At 51.9% G+C, this 19,516-nt stretch carries 20 protein-coding genes and 1 riboswitch; of the genes, 2 read left to right on the plus strand and 18 right to left on the minus strand.

The features are described 5' to 3' along the window. Nucleotides 1-68: 68 nt before the first annotated feature. From pcrB to AF331_RS15230, 4 genes are all read right to left on the minus strand, one after another. Nucleotides 69-755 carry a heptaprenylglyceryl phosphate synthase gene (gene pcrB, locus AF331_RS15215; protein ID WP_053428903.1) on the minus strand — a complete coding sequence of 229 codons (687 nt, stop codon included), beginning with the start codon at nucleotides 753-755 and terminating at the stop codon, nucleotides 69-71. 130 nt (nucleotides 756-885) lie between these two features. After that, nucleotides 886-1,200, minus strand: a complete 315-nt coding sequence (locus tag AF331_RS15220) for a YerC/YecD family TrpR-related protein (RefSeq protein WP_053428904.1) — start codon at nucleotides 1,198-1,200, stop codon at nucleotides 886-888. 56 nt (nucleotides 1,201-1,256) lie between these two features. Continuing rightward, nucleotides 1,257-2,276 carry a DUF3048 domain-containing protein gene (locus tag AF331_RS15225; RefSeq protein ID WP_053428905.1) on the minus strand — a complete coding sequence of 340 codons (1,020 nt, stop codon included), beginning with the start codon at nucleotides 2,274-2,276 and terminating at the stop codon, nucleotides 1,257-1,259. A 43-nt stretch (nucleotides 2,277-2,319) separates the two neighbouring features. Next, a complete protein-coding gene (locus AF331_RS15230; RefSeq protein ID WP_053428906.1) occupies nucleotides 2,320-4,110 on the minus strand; it encodes an adenine deaminase C-terminal domain-containing protein in 1,791 nt (596 codons plus the stop codon). A 68-nt stretch (nucleotides 4,111-4,178) separates the two neighbouring features. Here AF331_RS15230 and AF331_RS21985 point away from each other — a divergent pair, with 68 nt between their 5' ends. Next, nucleotides 4,179-4,604 (plus strand): YgaP family membrane protein, encoded by a 426-nt coding sequence (locus AF331_RS21985; protein ID WP_082346993.1) that lies wholly within the window; start codon nucleotides 4,179-4,181, stop codon nucleotides 4,602-4,604. 64 nt (nucleotides 4,605-4,668) lie between these two features. Next, a complete protein-coding gene (locus AF331_RS23125) occupies nucleotides 4,669-4,779 on the plus strand; it encodes an EYxxD motif small membrane protein (RefSeq protein ID WP_323856363.1) in 111 nt (36 codons plus the stop codon). Here the strand turns inward: AF331_RS23125 and purD are convergent. The 14 genes from purD to AF331_RS15305 form a co-directional block, all read right to left on the minus strand. Continuing rightward, a complete protein-coding gene (purD, locus tag AF331_RS15240) occupies nucleotides 4,757-6,016 on the minus strand; it encodes a phosphoribosylamine--glycine ligase (protein ID WP_053428907.1) in 1,260 nt (419 codons plus the stop codon). The two genes, AF331_RS23125 and purD, sit on opposite strands and share 23 nt — an antisense overlap. 57 nt (nucleotides 6,017-6,073) lie before the next feature. Further along, the gene (gene purH / locus AF331_RS15245) at nucleotides 6,074-7,609 is read right to left on the minus strand and encodes a bifunctional phosphoribosylaminoimidazolecarboxamide formyltransferase/IMP cyclohydrolase (protein WP_053428908.1); all 1,536 of its coding nucleotides are present in this window, start codon (nucleotides 7,607-7,609) and stop codon (nucleotides 6,074-6,076) included. 69 nt (nucleotides 7,610-7,678) lie between these two features. Beyond that, on the minus strand, nucleotides 7,679-8,248 hold the full coding sequence (purN, locus tag AF331_RS15250) for a phosphoribosylglycinamide formyltransferase (RefSeq protein WP_053428909.1): 570 nt from the start codon (nucleotides 8,246-8,248) through the stop codon (nucleotides 7,679-7,681). Beyond that, nucleotides 8,245-9,294, minus strand: a complete 1,050-nt coding sequence (gene purM, locus AF331_RS15255) for a phosphoribosylformylglycinamidine cyclo-ligase (protein WP_053428910.1) — start codon at nucleotides 9,292-9,294, stop codon at nucleotides 8,245-8,247. The genes purN and purM overlap by 4 nt, the downstream gene beginning before the upstream one ends. Before the next feature lie 11 nt (nucleotides 9,295-9,305). Further along, complete coding sequence (gene purF / locus AF331_RS15260; RefSeq protein ID WP_053428911.1) at nucleotides 9,306-10,727, minus strand: amidophosphoribosyltransferase; 1,422 nt, start codon at nucleotides 10,725-10,727, stop codon at nucleotides 9,306-9,308. Continuing rightward, entirely contained in the window at nucleotides 10,703-12,937 is a 2,235-nt protein-coding gene (gene purL / locus AF331_RS15265) for a phosphoribosylformylglycinamidine synthase subunit PurL (protein ID WP_053428912.1), read from the minus strand. Before purL ends, purF begins: the two co-directional genes overlap by 25 nt. After that, the gene (gene purQ / locus AF331_RS15270) at nucleotides 12,921-13,607 is read right to left on the minus strand and encodes a phosphoribosylformylglycinamidine synthase subunit PurQ (RefSeq protein WP_053428913.1); all 687 of its coding nucleotides are present in this window, start codon (nucleotides 13,605-13,607) and stop codon (nucleotides 12,921-12,923) included. The genes purL and purQ overlap by 17 nt, the downstream gene beginning before the upstream one ends. Continuing rightward, a complete protein-coding gene (gene purS / locus AF331_RS15275; RefSeq protein WP_048007507.1) occupies nucleotides 13,604-13,858 on the minus strand; it encodes a phosphoribosylformylglycinamidine synthase subunit PurS in 255 nt (84 codons plus the stop codon). Before purS ends, purQ begins: the two co-directional genes overlap by 4 nt. Further along, nucleotides 13,851-14,570, minus strand: a complete 720-nt coding sequence (gene purC / locus AF331_RS15280; protein ID WP_053428914.1) for a phosphoribosylaminoimidazolesuccinocarboxamide synthase — start codon at nucleotides 14,568-14,570, stop codon at nucleotides 13,851-13,853. The genes purS and purC overlap by 8 nt, the downstream gene beginning before the upstream one ends. A 105-nt stretch (nucleotides 14,571-14,675) precedes the next feature. Continuing rightward, on the minus strand, nucleotides 14,676-15,974 hold the full coding sequence (gene purB / locus AF331_RS15285; RefSeq protein WP_053428915.1) for an adenylosuccinate lyase: 1,299 nt from the start codon (nucleotides 15,972-15,974) through the stop codon (nucleotides 14,676-14,678). Continuing rightward, the gene (purK, locus tag AF331_RS15290; RefSeq protein WP_200908256.1) at nucleotides 15,971-17,131 is read right to left on the minus strand and encodes a 5-(carboxyamino)imidazole ribonucleotide synthase; all 1,161 of its coding nucleotides are present in this window, start codon (nucleotides 17,129-17,131) and stop codon (nucleotides 15,971-15,973) included. Before purK ends, purB begins: the two co-directional genes overlap by 4 nt. Beyond that, nucleotides 17,118-17,597 (minus strand): 5-(carboxyamino)imidazole ribonucleotide mutase, encoded by a 480-nt coding sequence (gene purE, locus AF331_RS15295; protein ID WP_053428916.1) that lies wholly within the window; start codon nucleotides 17,595-17,597, stop codon nucleotides 17,118-17,120. The genes purK and purE overlap by 14 nt, the downstream gene beginning before the upstream one ends. A 127-nt stretch (nucleotides 17,598-17,724) precedes the next feature. Continuing rightward, nucleotides 17,725-17,826: riboswitch (purine riboswitch) on the minus strand. A gap of 87 nt (nucleotides 17,827-17,913) precedes the next feature. Then, nucleotides 17,914-18,102, minus strand: a complete 189-nt coding sequence (locus AF331_RS15300; protein WP_053428917.1) for an NETI motif-containing protein — start codon at nucleotides 18,100-18,102, stop codon at nucleotides 17,914-17,916. Beyond that, a complete protein-coding gene (locus AF331_RS15305) occupies nucleotides 18,099-18,650 on the minus strand; it encodes a DUF2179 domain-containing protein (protein WP_053428918.1) in 552 nt (183 codons plus the stop codon). The genes AF331_RS15300 and AF331_RS15305 overlap by 4 nt, the downstream gene beginning before the upstream one ends. Nucleotides 18,651-19,516 lie beyond the last annotated feature (866 nt).

The raw sequence follows: 19,516 nt of genomic DNA on the forward strand, positions 1-19,516 counted from the left end.
CACCACCATAACGAACATACGTTCTATTTTTTTATCATTATACTTTATGCTAAGGCCAATGGCTACTTTTATCCTTTTACAGCTTTCACGGTTTTGAGCGCTTCTTTCAGATTATCATACACGGCATTGCCGACCACGATCACATCGGCGATGTCCGCCATCTCCTTTGCCTGACGGGCATTCGAGATGCCCCCGCCGTAGAAGAACGTCGTCTCATTCAGGGCGTCGCTCACTTCTTTGACCGTATCGAGATCCCCGTACATACCACTGTACTCCAAGTAGAAGATCGGCAGATGGAACATCTCTTCGGCCATGCGGGCATAGGCCGCTGCATCTTCAGCATCGAGGGCGCCTGTTGCGCCGGTCAGCTGTGCCGCCTTGCAGTCGGGGTTCATGATGCAGTATCCTTCCACCAGGATCTCCTCCCAGTTCATGATTTCTCCGTATTCCTTCACGGCTTGATGATGCAGTCCCGTCACCCAATCGGTGTCCGAACTGTTCAAGACCATGGGGATGAAATACAAGTCGAATCCCGGTGTCAGGGATTCCATATTCGATACTTCAAGGATACAGGGAACCGTATAGCGCCGCACACGAGCCATCAAATCCAGGACATTCTCAAGGGTCACACCGTCCGTCCCCCCTACCAGGATGGCATCGGTCCCGGATTCACAGATGGCCTCAAGCTCTCCATCTTCTATGGTTTTGTTCGGATCTAATTTAAACACATGGCTCCACTGCCGGACATCATACATACTGTCGTTCCTCCATTCATTCTTCCATCTAACGTATTATATCATTTACGGACAGGCATCGCATACCATCGTCGGCTGTAAAAAAGTTGAAGGAATCACCCGCCGGACAAAAAAAGAAAGACGGCTGCAATCAGCTGTCTTCCTCTGTATCATCTTTTTTATGAACGCGGTCGAGTACAAGTTGATACGTATCATTCCCGTAATTCAAGCAGCGTTTGACACGTGAGATGGTGGCGGTACTGGCACCGGTCTCCGTTTCGATTTTATGATAGGTATTCCCGTCCTGAAGCATGCGTGCCACCTCAAGGCGCTGAGCAAGTGATTGAATTTCATTGATGGTACAAAGGTCATCGAAGAAACGATAGCACTCTTCCAGATCCTGAAGTGAAAGGACAGCATTGAAGAGCTGATCGAGCTCTTTGCCCCTAAGTTTATTGATTTGCATAATGGTATACTCCTTTATTTGCTAAAAATTAGTGCCGTAACGCGCAGAGAAGAAGATCATCTGCCTTCTTCATAGGATACGGCTTCCGACAGTCCCGGGGAATCGGGGATCACAGAGATCCACGTGTGGCCCGGGTGGAAAGGAATCGGTTTTCCGTCCTGATAAGGGAGGATGCGCCCCCCGTCGTTCTTCCAGTTGACGTCCCGGCGGATGCCATCCTGGATGAGGTAAGCCTTCCCTCCGCTTTCGAAGTCGATCATCCGCCTGCCCGAGGTGTCGACGACCTCATGACGCGCTTGGATGATCAGCAGATTCTCGATGAGGACGGGGTCCTTTGTTCCGTCATCCACGGTTTGGTCGCCTGCTGAATACCGTTCATATTTGCCTTCATCCCTATTATAGATGAAAGTGGAATCGAACGAAGGATCCTGATAGGACACCATGACGGAGCCTGCAACCTTCCCTTTTGCCGGATCATCCGAAAAAGCGAGATTCTTGGGTGGGGCGGAAAGGTCATACCCCAGATCGTCGGCACCCTTCTTGATGTTCTCGAACGTGATATAGGAATTATGGGGTGCCTTCCGTGAGCTTGCCCGTTTGAACAATGTACCATCATAGCTGATACCATTCAGGTTATCAACAGCGCCGCCCTGAAGGATCTTTTTCGCATCAGGTGAATAACCATGTGCAATGAACAGACTGTCATACCCCTTTGCAAGACTGATATAATAATCCCTTGCACTCCTTACAGGACCTACATTCTCAGGCCTTTCACTCTGAAAGATGGCCAAAAATCGCGTAATATTCCCTTCGGCGAGGATTTCATAGACGATATCCGCCTGGGATAAGCCTGATTGCGGTCTTGCCTTCGGATGATTATTGATCATGACGGCGATGGACCTGCCGTTTCCTTCATCCTGGACTTCCCCTGTTAAAGGGGAGTGGGACTCAGCACCTGTCTTGTCTTCTGATACTGGGACGGCATCTTCGTTGTCAGTCGGATTCGTTGGCTGATTTGAGCTGCATGCGACAAGTGTGAGCACGCTTATGGCAATGGCCATGAAACGAACAAGCATGCTGAACACCCCTATTTTATTAAAATGAACTTACTTTCATATTTTAACGCATTATCGTCGGAAAGAGTACCGTTTTATTCATGACATCATAGATTCCTTTCGGTGTGACCCGGATGTACGGAAGATGGGTCGACTGCAGGAAGAGCAGGGTATAGATCGGATCGGCAAACGTATAGCCCCTCTCTATCAGGGCCTCTTTCAGTGCCTTTTCTTCCCCGATCAATTCAGGCATCTCCTTGTCGGAGAGGATCCCGCTCAATGGAAGGGGAATTTCCTGGACGACTTCCCCGTGTTCCGTCAGGACGATGCCTCCGCCCAGCTCCTTCATGCGGTTGAACGCCGCAATCATGTCGGGCTTGCTCTTCCCGATGACGATGATATCCCCTGTATTGGAGTAAGACGACGCAAACCCCATCACAGAGTGAGCGAACCCTTTGATCATCGTCGAGATCCTCCACTTCCCTCCGCGGTCGAGCATGAGGAGAAAGGATTCATCGTGCTCCGTAGAGAGTACATCCTGGGACGGATTGATCGCGATGGAATACGGCTTCGTAATGACGTCATTGACCATTTCGATTCCGAACGGCATGGAGAACTGCATATCATCATATCCTGCCTCCCAGTTGAGATCGAGGGGCTTGAACCCATTGGACGACCAAGGGATGACGGTATCCTCTTTCACCGGTTCCCCGTCCTTCAGTACCCACTTCCCTTTCGCCAGCACCGAAACAGGTGTCGCATCGTCCTTCTTCTTAAGGAAGTTGATGTTGGCCACGCGTCCCGTCGCAATCATTCCATGAAGATGTCCGATCCCGTAATGCCTGGCCGCATTATAGCTCGCCATGTTGAACGCTTCGACTTCAGGGATGCCGCTTTCGATGGCCATATTGATCAAGCCGTTCATCACACCATCTTCGTAAAAGGCCGGAGTAGACCCATCCGTCGTGAATAGGAGGGAATCATATGTGTCGATTCCCTGCTCCTTCAGTCCTTCCAGTAAAACCGGCAAATCCGGTCGGATGGACGAGTGCCTCAAGGTGACCGTCAGCCCTTGGAGAAGGCGCTTATACACGTCTTCGCCGGTCATGGATTCATGATCTCCATCAATCCCGAGAAGGCGAAGCTTCGCGATCGTCTTATCCGAAGCACCCGGCAGATGGCCTTCCACGGCCTTGCCCATCCGCTTCGCTTCCTGCATCCAGTGAAGAATGAGATCATCCCCCTCAAGGAGGCGCGGCCAGGCCGTCAGTTCCCCACCCTGGATGACAGCATCATGCTCCAGCCAGGATTTCACTTCCCGATTCGAGAATGTCGTTTCTTCCTGGACCATCTCTGTTTGTGAATCGAACCGTGTCCACCAGTACATGGTCACGGGTAGTTTTTTGAGCTCTTTCAATAAAGTAAACGCTTTCTTTTTTCCTGATAATAAAAACATCATCAGATTGTCGTTGATAAATGTCGTTGTTCCCGTCTGAGATGCATATTTGGTGAAAGTCTGGGGATTATAAAGCTGAAACGGGTGAACATGCGGTTCGATGTATCCCGGAACAAGATAGTGGGAGCGGCAATCGATGATCTCGCAGTCCGATGTATGTTCCGGCAGGCGGTCTCCGGCATATACGATGCGGTCGCGGTCGATCCAGATATGGCCCTCAACCCATTTCTTGAGAGTCGAATGTAGGTATGTGGCATTCTTCAGGAGCATGCTGGGGGAGCGCTGACCATCCAGCACCTGTACATGTTCTCTCAGCTCTTTGTTCTTCCATCTGTAGCGTTGTTCCAATGTGAACACTCCTCTAGTGGAATGATAATAGTATAGTTCCCATGCTAACATATTTTACTATTTAACGCAGTAAAGGTTTAAACAATTATGTGAATTTTACACTCAAGGAGATGAAGGAAATGAAGGTATCATCAAACATTGGAATCATCAACGCCCTCGTGAGGATCACCATCGGTTTCACCCTCCTCGCCTGGACCACTGCAAAGCTTGTCAAACGTCCCTGGAGGAAGTCCTATCTGCTCGTTGCAGCCGTCGCCGCCATGAAGATCGGGGAAGGATTCCTGAAGTACTGTCCGGTCACAGACCTTATGGGAAGGGACTCTGACAAAGGCATGAACATGAAAGATATGTTCTCTTGGAATAAGAAGGACGAGCATGGGGGTCACGATCACCACAATCAGCACGAACCGGCCAAGCATACCCCTGTGCACCCGGAACCGCATCAAGAAAAGAAAAGCGAGTTCAATCCGGAGCAATTCTCCAATGATGAGGTGGCCAAAGCGCTTAAAGGCGGGATTCCTGATTCCGGCTTCACAAAGAACTGAGACACAAAGAAAAGAGTGCCGGGGATCCCGGCACTCTCATTCGTATGAAAAGGAGTGATGAAACATGCTTGAATACATCACGGATATGTCTTATGTGTTACTCTCCATCATCGGAGGAATCGTGGCATTCCTGTTCGTCTACGTGAAACGCGTCAGGAAGAAACGCGTCCGATAGCCTTCGCACCGATATCCGTTCGGTAAAAGAGACCTCGTGTTTCCAACGGTCGGAGTTTTTCATAAACCGCCTCCATGGCCTGTTCAACCGACGGTCCCTTTTCCGCTGTGAGAAGGACTCTTCCTCCGTTTGAGACTAGTCCTGCTTCACCCGTCTCCGTCCCTGCATGGTACACAAGTTCAAATGCGCTCAGATCCGGGATCGGCACACCCTTCCTGTAGGAACCAGGGTAGCCTTCGGCAGCGAGGACGACACCGACCACCGCTTCCCCGCTCCACTCCAGGGATACGTCCTTCCCTTCGATCAAATGCTTCACAACGAGTCCGAAGTCGGATGTCAGCCGCGGCAGTACCACCTGGGTCTCAGGATCGCCGAAACGGGCATTGAATTCAATGACTTTAGGTCCATCACTCGTGAGCATCAGACCTGCATAAAGGATCCCCGTGAATGGGCGACCTTCTTCGACCATGGCACGCGCCGTCGGTTCGAGGACGGTCTTCACGGCATCCTGCACCACTGCATCAGGAATATGGGGAACCGGGGAATATGCCCCCATCCCGCCAGTATTCGGTCCTTCATCCCCGTCATGGGCCCGCTTGTGATCCTGTGCGATCACCATGGGATGGACGGTCTTCCCGTCCACAAAAGCCATGAGGGAGAATTCTTCTCCGAACAGACACTCTTCCACCACTACCTTCTGGGATGCATCACCGAAACGGGCATTCACGAGCATGTCCTCCAGCGCACCGACCGCTTCCTCCACCGTACCGGCTACAACGACCCCTTTACCGGCTGCAAGACCATCGGCTTTGATGACAATGGGCGCCCCCTTCCCCTTTACATACTCAATGGCATCCGCAGCATGGGTGAATACTTCATAATCCGCTGTCGGGATCCCGTAATCCTTCATGAGCTGCTTGGAGAACGATTTGCTTCCTTCAATGATCGCCGCATCCTTTGTCGGACCGAAGATCGGAAGCGACTCCTCCCTGAATACATCGACGATCCCTTCCAGAAGGGGAATTTCCGGACCGACGAATGTGAAATCAAGCTTTTCCGCCCTGGCAAACTCCACTAGGGCGTGAATATTCGTCTCTTGGATCGGCACAAGTTGCGCCACCTCGGAGATGCCCGCATTCCCGGGAGCACAATACACTTTCGACACACTGTCACTTTCGGCAAGCTTTTTGCAGATGGCATGCTCACGGCCGCCTCGTCCAATCACTAACACGTTCATCAGTAGAACCTCCTTTTGATAGGGAAGCCCCTCCCAATCAGGAGGGGCAGAATGACCTTAATGTTTGAAATGGCGTACGCCCGTGAAGACCATGGCGATCCCGTGCTCATCCGCCTTCTTGATCGATTCCTCGTCGCGGATCGACCCACCCGGCTGGATGATGGCCGTGATGCCGGCTGCCGCTGCCGTCTCCACCGTATCTCCCATCGGGAAGAAGGCGTCGGATGCGAGGGACGCACCCTTTGCTCGTTCACCCGCCTGTTCAAGGGCGATTTTGGCGGCGCCGACACGATTCATCTGACCGGCACCGACACCGAGTGTCATCTGATCGTCCGTCACGACGATGGCATTGGATTTTACGTGTTTGACGACCTTCCATCCGAGCTTCAATGCATCCCACTCTTCTTCTGTCGGTTGACGCTTCGTCACGACACGGACATCTGCCTGCTCGAGGGTGTGCGTATCGTCAGCCTGTACAAGGAGTCCGCCCTCAACAGATGTCAATCGGCGCTCCGTTTTCTTCAGGGAATCAAATGGTACGGTCATGAGCCTGATGTTCTTCTTGCCTGAAAGGATCTCGAATGCTTCATCGCTGAATGCAGGTGCGATGACGATCTCAAGGAAGATCTCATGAAGCAACCTGGCAGTGGCTTCATCCACCTGGCGGTTCAAGGCAACGATACCGCCGAAAATGGACGTGGAGTCCGCTTCATACGCCTTTTCGTACGCTTCGAGAATCGTTTCCCCGACTCCGACGCCACAAGGGTTCATATGCTTGACGGCGACTGCTGCCGGACCGTCGAATTCCTTTACGATCTGGAGGGCTGCATTGGCATCGCTGATGTTGTTATAGGAAAGCTCCTTCCCGTGAAGCTGTCTTGCCATGGCAATGGAGAAATCCGACCCGAGGGCAGAACGATAGAAGGATGCTTCCTGATGTGGATTTTCACCGTATCGGAGCGTCTGCTTCAGCTCGAATGTGCGGGTCAGGCGCTCAGGGTTCTCCTCGCCTGCAAGCTCGGTCATGTACTCTGCGATATAGGCATCATACGCGGCTGTATGGCGGAATACTTTGGCCGCCAGCTTCCTGCGCTTCTCATGAGGAACGACTCCATTGACTTTGAGCTCGGCCAGCACGTCTTCGTAATCAAGGTGATCGACGACGACGGTGACATATTGATGATTCTTTGCTGCGGCACGAAGCATCGTCGGTCCACCGATGTCGATGTTCTCGATGGCCTCATCCGCTTCGACATTCGGTTTGGAGATCGTTTGTTGGAATGGATACAGGTTCACACAGACAAGATCGATTCCTTCGATGCCCTGCTCTTTCATCTGTTCAAGATGGCTTTCCTCGCCGCGCTTGGCCAGTAGCCCACCATGGATGAACGGATGAAGGGTCTTGACGCGCCCTTCAAGGATCTCAGGGAACCCAGTCACGTCTTCTACTCCGATGACTTCTACCCCGCTGTCACGAAGAAGACGCTTCGTCCCTCCTGTCGAAATGATCTCAAAACCCAATGCCCGGAGCTCGCTTGCAAATTCGATCACTCCGCTTTTATCCGAAACACTGATCAATGCTCTTTTTTTCAATGTGAATCCTCCTCAGGGTGTTAGTTACTTCCTACGTTACCACTCTACCATATTAAAGCGATCGACCCATCACTTTTTTCTGAACATGTCGCGTAATGTTGCCGGGTACAAACGGTGCTCGACTGCCTGGATCTTGCGCTGAAGGGACTCTCTTGTTTCATCTTCCTCCACGGTCACGGCTTCCTGAGCGATGATTTCACCGGTATCCATTCCGGCATCCACATAATGGATCGTGACCCCGGTCACCTTCACCCCGCCATCGAACGCCTGCCCGATGGCATCCTTACCAGGAAAAGCAGGAAGGATGGAAGGATGGATATTGACGATCTTTCCGTCGAAGGCCTCGAGGAGCGTCGGCCCGATCAGCCTCATGTATCCGGCGAGGACGATGAACTCCACCCCTGACGCCCTCAGCTCACGGACGATTTCACCTTCGAAGGCTTCCTTGCTTTCATACTCTTTCGCCCGGAAGGAGAAGACAGGGATCCCTGCGGCTTCCGCACGCTCTGTCACCCGGGCGCCGGGGCGATCGCATACAAGCAATCGGACATCGGCCTGAAGCATGCCGCTGTCGATTTCATCCACGATCGATTGAAAATTGCTTCCGCTCCCCGATGCAAACACGGCAATCTTCTTCATGATCGTCCGCTTCCTGTGGCAGTCGAAATCGTCACGCCGTTCCCTGCGGCGACATGCCCGATGATGGCCGCTTCCCCGCCGATGCCATTCAAGAATGCAAGGACCTCTTCAGCCGATTCCTTCTCGACGGCCAATACGAAACCGATTCCCATATTGAAGATATTGTACATCTCTTCCCTCGGGATGCTGCCGTACTCTTCAAGGGCTCCGAAGATCGGAGGGATGTCCCACGCACCTTCGGTGATATGGGCTTTCATTCCATCCGGAAGCATGCGCGGGATGTTCTCGATGAATCCACCGCCCGTCACATGGCTCATTCCCTTGATGGAGAATGTCTTCAGCGTCTCCAATACCGGCTTCACGTAAATCTTCGTCGGTGTCAGGAGGACTTCACCAAGAGGGGCGTCCCATCCAGGGAGCACGGATTCAAGGTCGAAATCATGATCATCGAAGAAGACCTTCCTTACGAGGGAATAGCCATTACTGTGGATCCCGCTTGAGGCGAGGCCGATGAGAACGTCACCTTCGCGGATCTCTTCTCCCGTCACGATCGCCTTCTTCTCACAGGCACCAACGGAAAATCCGGCAATATCATACTCATCATCTGCGTACATGCCCGGCATTTCCGCGGTCTCACCGCCAATCAGGGCACAGCCTGCCTGCTCGCAGCCGTCGGCAATCCCTTTGACGATCGCTTCGATCTTTTCCGGTACGGCTTTGCCAGTGGCAATATAATCAAGGAAATATAATGGTTCCGCTCCCTGGACCACGATGTCATTCACACACATGGCGACGCAGTCGATACCGATGGTGTCATGGCGATCCGCCTGGAAGGCGAGCTTCAGCTTCGTCCCCACCCCGTCCGTCCCGGAGACGAGGACCGGCTCCTTCAAGTTCAATGCCGAGAGATCGAACATGCCGCCGAAGCTCCCCAACTGACCAAGGACGCCTTCCCGGGCCGTCCGCTTGACGTGCTTCTTGATCCGATCGACGGATTCGTATCCTGCTTCTATGTCAACTCCTGCTTGCCGATATGCATTAGCCATCAATCTTCCTCCTATTTCACTAGCTCTTTTTCGTGTGGATGAAGGGTATCCGGATAGATTTCAGTCGGATACTTCCCTGTGAAGCACGCCAGGCACTGCCCGCGATTGTCGGAATGATCATCTCGGTCGATCGCCTTCATGACCCCTTCTGTTGACAGGAATGTGAGGGAATCGGCTCCGATGATCTGCCTCATCTCTTCCACGGAGTTGTTCGCTGCGATCAACTCCTCATGTGTGGACGTATCGATGCCGTAGAAGCATGGATTCTTGATCGGTGGCGAGCTGATGCACACGTGGACTTCCTTCGCCCCCGCTTCTTTCAGCATGCTGACGATCCGCCTGCTTGTAGTACCACGTACGATGGAGTCATCCACCATCACGACCCGCTTCCCTTCCACGACGCCGCGCACCGGGGAGAGTTTCATCTTCACGCCTTGCTCACGCAACGATTGGGACGGCTGGATGAAGGTCCTGCCGACGTAACGATTCTTGATGAGCCCGAGCTCATACGGGATGCCCGAAGCCTCTGCATATCCGATGGCACTCGAGATGCTGGAGTCCGGCACCCCCGTCACGACGTCTGCTTCGATCGGTGCTTCCTTCGCAAGCTCCATCCCCATCCGCTTCCGTGCGGAATGGACATTCACACCTTGGATATTGCTGTCCGGTCTGGAGAAATACACATATTCCATCGTACACATGGCGTTGCCACTGGAGAAACTGAATTTCTCGGATGTCACTCCTTCATCATTGATGACGAGAAGTTCACCAGGCTCGACGTCGCGGATGAATTCCGCCCCGACGATATCAAACGCACAGGTCTCAGATGCCACACAGTATGCATCCCCGATCTTCCCGAGGGAAAGGGGGCGCAGTCCATGGGGATCGAGGGCGACCATGAGCTCATCTTCGGTCATGATGACGAAGGCATACGCCCCCTTGACCATGGAAAGGGCATTGCGCACGCGATTCTTCAGGCTGGAAAATCCGCTTCGTTTGATCAGATGGGCCAGGACCTCTGTATCGGACGTTGTCTGGAAGATGCTTCCTTGTCCTTCAAGCTGATGCTTGAGTCCGTTGGCATTCACCAGGTTCCCGTTATGGGCGAGGGCAAGTCCGCCGGTCTGGGAGTTGAAGAGGAGGGGCTGGACGTTTTCATATCCGCCCCCTCCAGCCGTTGCATAGCGCACATGGCCGATGGCTCCCGTTCCTTCCAGCTTCTCGATCGTCCCTTCATGGAAAACCTCTGTCACAAGGCCTTCTCCCTTCAGACAGCGGAGGCGTTCCCCGTCGGATACGACGATTCCCGTCCCCTCCTGTCCCCTATGCTGCAGACTGTGGAGTCCATAATAGGTGATCTGGGCGGCATTGGGATGACCCCAGATACCGAAGACACCGCACTCTTCATTTAAGCCTTTGATTTCAGTAAGCATGGGATGGCTCCTTTCCAAGCTGCTTCCAGCTCTTGGACCGATGCATTGATGAGGCCGCCTTCTGCCTCGGACTTGATGGATAGGGCCGCATCATCCGTTACGCGACCGATGAGGGTGGTTTCAGATACTAGTCGTTCAAACGCTTCCTGATGTTCCGGTTTGACGGTGATGAGGAAGCGGGATTGGGTTTCACTGAATAGATCCGCTACAGGGTTTGATCCTGCGAGTGTCACTTCCGCTCCAAGACCATCGGTACCGAAAGCCGATTCAGCAAGGGCGACAGACAGACCGCCTTCTGCAAGATCATGGGCAGAGGCGACAAGGCCTTCCTGGATCGCTTCGAGAAGCTGCATCTGACGGCGAAGCTCCACTTTCAGATCGATTGCCGGTGCATGGCCGAAGATCTTCCCTTCCGTCATCTTCTGAAGCTCACTGCCGCCGAACTCTTCAAGGGTTTCACCCAACAGATAGATGAGGTCCCCTTCCGCTTTGAAGCTTTGAGTTGTGATGTGATCGATGTCTTCGATCAATCCGACCATACCGACAACCGGTGTCGGGTAGATGGCTGTTCCCATTGATTCGTTATAAAGGGATACATTCCCCCCGATGACCGGTGTGCTGAGCTCCCGGCATGCTTCACTCATCCCATCGACGGATTTTTCAATCTGCCAGAAGATTTCCGGCTTCTCGGGATTACCGAAGTTCAGGCAGTCCGTGATGGCAAGTGGGATCGCCCCTGAACAGACGATGTTACGTGCTGCTTCTGCCACGGCGATCTTGCCGCCGACTTCCGGATCGAGATACAGATAGCGAGAGTTACAGTCCGTTGTCATGGCAAGGGCCTTCCTTGTACCGCGCACGCGGACGACAGCTGCATCGGAGCCCGGGCTGACAACCGTACTCGTCCTCACCTGATGGTCATACTGGTCATAGACCCATTCCTTGCTTGAAATCGTCGGCTGCTTAAGGAGGGCGAGTAGGGTTTCTTTGTAATCGTCCACGTTCGGCACCGGGGTCTCCATCGCCTGGAATTCCTTGTAGTACGCCGCTTCCTTGGATGGTTTATGGTAGACCGGTGCTTCTTCAGCCAGGGCATCTACCGGCACATCGGATACGACTTCGCCTTTATGGATAAGGCGGAGACGCTGGTCGTCCGTTACATGTCCGACGGATACCGCTTCAAGATCATACTTGGAGAAGAGGTCGACGATTTCCTGCTCGCGTCCTTTCTTGACGACGATGAGCATGCGTTCCTGGGACTCAGACAGCATCATTTCATACGCGGTCATCCCCGTTTCACGCTGCGGGATCAGATCAAGGTTCATCTCGATACCGGATCCGGCTTTTGAAGCCATTTCAGCCGAGGAGCTTGTCAGTCCTGCCGCCCCCATATCCTGGATCCCGACGAGCGCATCGTTATGGATGAGCTCAAGACACGCTTCAAGGAGCAATTTCTCCATGAACGGGTCGCCTACTTGAACGGCTGGACGCTTCTCGTCTGAGCCTTCGTTGAGCTCCTCTGAGGCAAAGGTTGCTCCGTGGATACCATCGCGGCCAGTCTTGGCGCCGACGTACATGACGGTGTTACCGACTCCGTGAGCCTGGCCCTTCTTGATGTCTTTATGGTCAATCAACCCGACACACATGGCATTGACGAGGGGATTCCCTTCATAGGAAGCGTCGAATTGCACTTCACCCCCGACCGTCGGGATGCCGATGCAATTCCCGTAGCCGGCGATCCCTGCCACTACTTCTTTAAATAGATACTGAACACGAGGAGAATCCAACTCTCCAAAGCGAAGAGAGTTGAGGAGTGCGATAGGGCGAGCCCCCATGGAGAATACATCACGGATGATGCCTCCGACACCCGTCGCCGCCCCCTGGTAGGGTTCGATGGCTGATGGGTGGTTATGGCTCTCGATCTTGAAGACCACGGCCTGGTCGTCGCCGATATCGACGATTCCCGCGCCTTCCCCAGGACCCTGCAGGACGCGTTCGCCCGTGACCGGGAACTTGCGGAGGACCGGCTTAGAGTTCTTGTAGCTGCAGTGCTCGGACCACATGACCGAGAAAAGGCCGGTTTCCGTATAGTTCGGTGTCCTTCCGAGGATCTCTTCCACCATCGTGAATTCTTCATCGGTCAACCCCATATCCCGGTATAGCTTTTCCTCTTTAACTGTCTTTGAAGTCGGTTCAAGCATTAACGACATGTTGTTCCCTCCAGTGCTTCACAATCGATTGAAATAATTTCTTCCCGTCTTCACTACCTAGTAAAGGTTCCATGGCCCTCTCAGGGTGAGGCATCATACCAAGGACGTTGCCTGCGTGATTCGTGATCCCGGCAATATCCGCTACGCTTCCGTTCGGATTATACCCACCGTAGGTGAACACGATCTGATTGTTGGCCTTCAGTTCTTTGAGTGTTTCTTCGTCACAGAAGTAATTGCCTTCTCCGTGGGCAATAGGGATCTGGATCTCGTCACCCTTTTCATAGCTGTTCGTGAACATCGTTTCATTGGTTTCGACTTTCAATGGTACGGTCTTGCAGATGAACTTCAGATGATCGTTCCGTCTCATGGCACCAGGCAGGAGACCGGATTCGAGCAGTACCTGGAATCCATTGCATACACCAAGGACGGGCTTCCCTTCGCCAGCAGCCTTGATCACTTCTCTCATGACGTTGGAGAAACGGGCGATGGCACCTGAGCGGAGATAGTCGCCATACGAGAACCCGCCGGGCAGCAGGATGGCATCGAAGCCTTCAAGGCTCGCTTCCTCATGCCATACATACTCGACTTCCTCGCCGATTTCATCTTTGATCGCATGATACATGTCTACATCACAGTTGGAACCTGGGAATACGATGACCGCGAACTTCATTGAGCGACACTCTCCTCGATTTCATATCGGTAGTCTTCGATGACCGGATTGGCAAGCAGGCGGTGGCACATTTCTTCAACAGCCGCTTCCACGTTTTTCACAGATGACGGGAGGCTCAGCTCCATATACTTCCCGACACGAACCTCTTCCACTTCCGTGAACTCCATGGAATGAAGGGCATTCTTCACCACGCTTCCTTGCGGGTCCAATACGCTTTCTCTCAGGGTGATATATACTTTGACTTTATACATGTGCAGTTCCTCCCAATCGTTCTAGTATGATGGCATATACTTCTGTCAAACTACCGATTCCTCTTCTGAACACATCTTTATCGAGCTTCTGACGCGTCTCGGCATCCCATAATCGGCATGTATCCGGCGATACTTCATCCCCAAGGAGGATCTGTCCTTCCCGGTCCTTTCCGAACTCAAGCTTGAAATCTACCAGGATCACACCGGCCTCGTTGAAGATCGTTTGCAGGACGCTGTTGACCTGGAGGGCCATATCCCTGATCTCCCGGCGCTCTTCACTTGTCGCAACCCCAAGGTAGTCGATGTGGTCATCGTTGATGAGTGGATCCCCCAGGGCATCATCCTTGTAGTAGAACTCGATGACCGGTGAAGGCATTTCCTCGCCTTCCTCCCTGCCCAGACGCTTCGACAGGCTGCCTGCGATCACATTGCGGACCACGACTTCGAGTGGGATGATGTCCACCTTTTTCACAAGTTGCTCTTCATCCGACAGCTGTTTGATGAAATGACTCTGGATGCCGCGTTCGGCAAGCTTTGAAAATAACAAACTGGAAATCTTGTTATTCAGGACGCCCTTTCCAGCGATATCCGCCTTCTTTTCCCCATTGAAGGCCGTGGCGGAGTTTTTATAATGAATCCACACGATATCAGGATCATCCGTCGCGTAAATCCGTTTGGCTTTTCCTTCATATAGCAGCGAACCTTTTTCCATTTTTGAGTCCCTCCAAATCGAAACATTGCCAATCTTCAGTCTATATTTCCATAAAAAAAGGGAGGGGTCTGAATATAAACCCGTCCCTATGCGATTGTCAGAGCGTCAGTCCACGAGACCGCAGCGCTCAAAAATCGTATCTACATGTTTCAAATGGTAATTGTAATCAAAACAGTCATCGATGTCAGCAGGTGACAATTTTGATGTGATGGCTTCCTCTTCTTCTACGAGTGTGCGGAAGTGCACCTGTTTCTCCCATGCTTCCATGGCCTTCGGCTGCACGGTATCGTAGGCTTCTTCACGAGCCATGCCTTTATCAATGAGGGCAAGGAGGACGCGCTGTGAATAGATGAGGCCGAGTGTACGGTCCATATTGCGCTTCATGTTCTCCGGGAACACCGTCAAGTTCTTCACGATGTTGGCAAAGCGGTTCAACATGTAGTTGAGGGCGATTGTCGCATCCGGTAGGATCACACGCTCAGCAGAAGAGTGAGAGATGTCGCGCTCGTGCCAGAGAGGTACATTTTCATAGGCCGTGAGCATATAACCCCTGATCACACGAGCCATCCCGGTCATATTCTCAGAACCGATCGGATTACGTTTATGAGGCATGGCAGAAGAGCCTTTTTGCCCCTTGGCGAAGAATTCTTCGACTTCACGCGTCTCACTTTTTTGGAGTCCGCGCACTTCGACTGCAAACTTCTCGACGGATGTTGCAATCAGTGCAAGTGTCCCCATGTAATGTGCGTGACGGTCACGCTGAAGCGTTTGTGTGGAAACAGGTGCCGGTGTGATCCCGAGCTTTTCGCATACATACGCTTCAACAAAAGGATCGATGTTGGCATACGTGCCGACAGCACCGGAAATCTTCCCGAATTCAACGCCGGCCGCAGCGTCCTTGAAGCGATCGACATTACGCTTCATCTCTTCATACCACAAGGCAAGCTTCAACCCGAAAGTGGTCGGCTCTGCGTGCACCCCGTGCGTACGACCCATCATGACCGTATGCTTATGTTCGATGGCTTTTTTCTTCAGAATCTCTACAAAACGTTCCAGATCCTTCAGGATGATGGCGTTCGCCTGCTTCAGCTGATACGATAGGGCCGTATCCACTACATCCGTCGACGTCAATCCGTAATGGACCCATTTCCGTTCTTCTCCGAGGGTCTCGGATACCGCACGTGTGAAGGCGACCACATCATGGCGGGTCTCTTCCTCGATCTCTTTGATGCGATCTACATTGAATCCTGCGTTTTCACGGATCTTGGCTACATCTTCCTTCGGGATATCCCCGATTTCAGCCCAGGCTTCGCAAGCGAGGATTTCTACTTCCAACCAAGATTGAAAGCGATTCTCTTCTGTCCAAATAGCTCCCATCTCTGGGCGCGTATAACGTTCTATCATCCTTGTCGTCCTCCGATCTTTTCTTGAACCTTCCAGATTCCTGCACCGTTCACAGAATCCAATGTGGCGTCCATATCATCGGTCAGGATGGTGACATGTCCCATCTTCCGCTTTTCCTTCGGGACGTCCTTTCCGTACAGATGAATGAACCAATCGGGCTTTTCTGGAATGGCCTTCATGATAGGCTCTATATGTTCTCCTAATAGGTTGACCATCACAGCATCTTTTAATAAAACGGGTTGGCGCAGCGGCCAGTTACAGACAGCCTTGATATGCTGTGCAAACTGAGATACATCACATGCTTCGATGGAGAAGTGACCAGAGTTATGAGGGCGTGGTGCCAGCTCATTGATGAAGATCCTGCCGTCTTCCGTCAGGAACATCTCAATGGCGAGTGTCCCCACGAGATCAAGGGTCTCACTGATCCTCGTCGCCATTTCCACCGCCAAATCCGCCACCTCTTCCGTCACCCTCGCAGGAGCAATGGTTTCATGGAGGATGTTGTCTACGTGGATGTTTTCAACGACTGGGAAATGCGTCTGTTGTCCATCGGGATTGCGTGATACGATCACCGAAATTTCTTTCTCGAATGAGAGCCATTTTTCAAGGACACACGCACCGTTCTTCAACAGTTCGGCCGCTTCCGGAACGGCTTCCCTTTCCCGGATCACAAACTGCCCTTTTCCGTCGTATCCGCCTCTTGCCGTTTTCAATACTGAAGGATAGCCAAGCCTATCTATAGTATCATAGATATCCTGTTCTTGTTGAATGACCGCGTAGGGAGCGACCTCGACACCGGCATGGACAAGGGCTTCCTTCTCCATGATCCGGTCCTGGGTGATGCGGATCAGCTCCGCCCCCTGGGGAACATACGCCCTTTCACCCAACCATTTCAGGGCTTCATAATCGATGTTCTCAAATTCATAGGTGATGACATCACTCTCTTCGGCCAACCGGTAGAGGGCATCATATTGATCATATGGAGCCGCGATGACCAGATCTGCCACCTGGGCGCAAGGAGCATTCCTCGCAGGATCAAGAACCGCCACCCTGAAGCCGTTGTGTTTGGCTGCAAGGGCCATCATCCTGCCAAGCTGGCCCCCTCCGATGATCCCAATCGTCTGTCCTGGTAAGATTGTTTTCTTAGTCAAGGTCATCACTGCTTTCCATAACGTTTTGTCTCAAGTTGTCCCTTCTCGCCTCGAGAGCTCCTTCGATCCGGCTGTCTTCAACCGAGAGGATCTGGGCCGCCAGCAGTCCGGCATTCGTCGCGCCTGCCTTTCCGATCGCCACAGTCGCCACAGGCACCCCGCCCGGCATCTGGACGATGGAGAGGAGGGAATCGAGTCCGTTCAATGCCTTCGACTGCACCGGCACTCCGATTACCGGCAGCGTGGTCTTTGCCGCCACCATGCCCGGCAGGTGGGCTGCTCCCCCTGCCCCTGCAATGATGACCTTCACCCCGCGACCTCTGGCTTCCTCCGCATATGTGAACATATAATCAGGCGTCCTGTGTGCTGATACGACGCGCTTCTCGTAAGGAACATCCAATTCATCCAATACGTCGCATGCATGCTTCATCGTTTCCCAATCCGATGTACTTCCCATAATCACACCTATCATGAACAAGGCACCTCCTGTGGTTAAAAAACAAAAATACCCGGATCGATTGTTCTCCACAATGAGAGAAAGCAATCGATCCGGGTATCATTCACGGACACCAAAATGGGTCCACAAATCAAGCTTCGATCCAGACAGCTACTTTCCTCATAGTCCGACCATTTACGGTAGTCAGGTAGAGACTCATGGGCCATATTCCCATTATTATATGAGGGTATTCGGTTTATTTGTCTTCATCATAACGTGATACCGGAGGGATGTCAACGAATAATCGAACGATAATAAAAGTCTGAAAATTAATGTTCGTATTTAGGAGGTCCTACTCCTCTATCTTCTTTCCTTCAAAAACAATTGTCTGTTTTACAGGGACATACGTCTCTTTCCCCTGTTCTTCAAAGACAGGCTTTTCCATGCGCCTGACCGGCATATACCCTTGATCCTTCATGCGATCCAGGCAGTCACCGATCGACTCACCGTCTTTCACTTCAAACAACATCTTCTTACTCATTTCTTGATTTTCCCCTTTCGGATGCTCCGAACCTGCTTCACCCAGAATCCACCGTGGATGGTCTTCGGTTCATAAGCAATGATGAACGCCTTCGGGTCGAGCTCCTTAATCGTATCATAAAGCCGGATTTCATACTTACGCGGTGTAAGGATCTGCAGCATCATCCGATTCCCCTCGAGGCCATTCGCCTCCCAGTTCGTCACACCGTATCCCCGTTCACGAAGCTGACCGGGCAGCGCCTTGTCGTATTCCTTCGTAATGACATTCACCGTAATATATCCAAGAGCAAGCTTTTCCTCGATCTTCATCCCCACAATGACCCCGATCCCGTACCCCACTGCATAGGCAATGACATTCTGGATCTGATTGAGGTTATCCAAGACGAGCCCAAGCCCGACAACATATATAACAATCTCAAACATGCTCACAAACGCAGCAATGTACCGATACCCCTTCAACGTCAAGATCATCCTCGTTGTGAAAAACGATACATATACAATATTGATAATAAGGATGATGGCGACCATGATATAACTATTCTGCAACAAAACCTAATCCTCCTATCCCCTATTATGAAGGGGCCAAATTGAAATCTATTTTACTAGAAAAAGTCTGCGGAAGAAAGCACAGAAATCAAATCGTTTCGTACAATTTTTGGCAGCGTCCGACTATGGTGTTTATGTTCCCTTTTTTGGGGTTGGTAAACGGGATAGGCGTGGGGGTTTGAAGGGATTTGGGTTTGGGTTCCGTTCGCAAATATTGTGAGGTAAGTGCTAGGTGACCGGATATGTTTGAAAGTAAGACACCGGGATCGATGGTAACGAGCGATGTTCACAAATAGAATAAATGCCAATCTGGCGTTTCGCAAATAAAAACTTGATTATCGCAAATACACTTGAAAATCCCGCAAGTAAATCGGAGAATTCCGCTGGTATTTCTTCTCCTGGAGGGAAGCAATACGTCAAAAAGTGCTCAAAATGGACAAATGGCGTTGCTAGGAATGTCGAATGGTGTCATGAGTAAAAGCCAAACCATTAATTGGAATAAAATAACTCGTAAAAGCATCCTATTCGCACGTATTCATTCTCCATCGCACGGAACGAAAAAAAGTCGCAAATTAGCGCTACACCCCCATAGCCTCGGCTCCAGATAACGCCTCTGTCCATCCCACTTGGCTGATCATATACTCTCACAGGTCATTAATGACTTAAAAGACCTTTTCTCCCCTCACTTAGAAGAGATGTCCCCCTCCCGTTCTCTATTCCCCTGTATTGATAACTCCTGCGCATTCCTATTTCATTCTTCCCATTCAACAAAAAACACCACAAAAAAAGCAGCCCATCAAATGAGCTGCTTTTTATACTTTGCCTGGCGACGTCCTACTCTCACAGGGGGAGATCCCCCAACTACCATC

This window comes from Rossellomorea marisflavi (genome assembly GCF_001274775.1).
GTDB classification, from domain to species: domain Bacteria; phylum Bacillota; class Bacilli; order Bacillales; family Bacillaceae_B; genus Rossellomorea; species Rossellomorea marisflavi.

What these genes read in the sequence shown, in the direction of transcription:
- purB (WP_053428915.1), bottom strand. Translation starts at nt 15,974, where the DNA reads ATGATAGAACGTTATACGCGCCCAGAGATGGGAGCTATTTGGACAGAA.
- purE (WP_053428916.1), bottom strand. Translation starts at nt 17,597, where the DNA reads ATGATAGGTGTGATTATGGGAAGTACATCGGATTGGGAAACGATGAAG.
- AF331_RS23125 (WP_323856363.1), top strand. Translation starts at nt 4,669, where the DNA reads ATGCTTGAATACATCACGGATATGTCTTATGTGTTACTCTCCATCATC.
- purL (WP_053428912.1), bottom strand. Translation starts at nt 12,937, where the DNA reads ATGTCGTTAATGCTTGAACCGACTTCAAAGACAGTTAAAGAGGAAAAG.
- purC (WP_053428914.1), bottom strand. Translation starts at nt 14,570, where the DNA reads ATGGAAAAAGGTTCGCTGCTATATGAAGGAAAAGCCAAACGGATTTAC.
- purM (WP_053428910.1), bottom strand. Translation starts at nt 9,294, where the DNA reads ATGGCTAATGCATATCGGCAAGCAGGAGTTGACATAGAAGCAGGATAC.
- purF (WP_053428911.1), bottom strand. Translation starts at nt 10,727, where the DNA reads ATGCTTACTGAAATCAAAGGCTTAAATGAAGAGTGCGGTGTCTTCGGT.
- purD (WP_053428907.1), bottom strand. Translation starts at nt 6,016, where the DNA reads ATGAACGTGTTAGTGATTGGACGAGGCGGCCGTGAGCATGCCATCTGC.
- AF331_RS15300 (WP_053428917.1), bottom strand. Translation starts at nt 18,102, where the DNA reads ATGAGTAAGAAGATGTTGTTTGAAGTGAAAGACGGTGAGTCGATCGGT.
- AF331_RS21985 (WP_082346993.1), top strand. Translation starts at nt 4,179, where the DNA reads ATGAAGGTATCATCAAACATTGGAATCATCAACGCCCTCGTGAGGATC.
- purN (WP_053428909.1), bottom strand. Translation starts at nt 8,248, where the DNA reads ATGAAGAAGATTGCCGTGTTTGCATCGGGGAGCGGAAGCAATTTTCAA.
- purQ (WP_053428913.1), bottom strand. Translation starts at nt 13,607, where the DNA reads ATGAAGTTCGCGGTCATCGTATTCCCAGGTTCCAACTGTGATGTAGAC.
- AF331_RS15220 (WP_053428904.1), bottom strand. Translation starts at nt 1,200, where the DNA reads ATGCAAATCAATAAACTTAGGGGCAAAGAGCTCGATCAGCTCTTCAAT.
- AF331_RS15225 (WP_053428905.1), bottom strand. Translation starts at nt 2,276, where the DNA reads ATGCTTGTTCGTTTCATGGCCATTGCCATAAGCGTGCTCACACTTGTC.
- pcrB (WP_053428903.1), bottom strand. Translation starts at nt 755, where the DNA reads ATGTATGATGTCCGGCAGTGGAGCCATGTGTTTAAATTAGATCCGAAC.
- purK (WP_200908256.1), bottom strand. Translation starts at nt 17,131, where the DNA reads ATGACCTTGACTAAGAAAACAATCTTACCAGGACAGACGATTGGGATC.
- AF331_RS15230 (WP_053428906.1), bottom strand. Translation starts at nt 4,110, where the DNA reads ATGTTAGCATGGGAACTATACTATTATCATTCCACTAGAGGAGTGTTC.
- purS (WP_048007507.1), bottom strand. Translation starts at nt 13,858, where the DNA reads ATGTATAAAGTCAAAGTATATATCACCCTGAGAGAAAGCGTATTGGAC.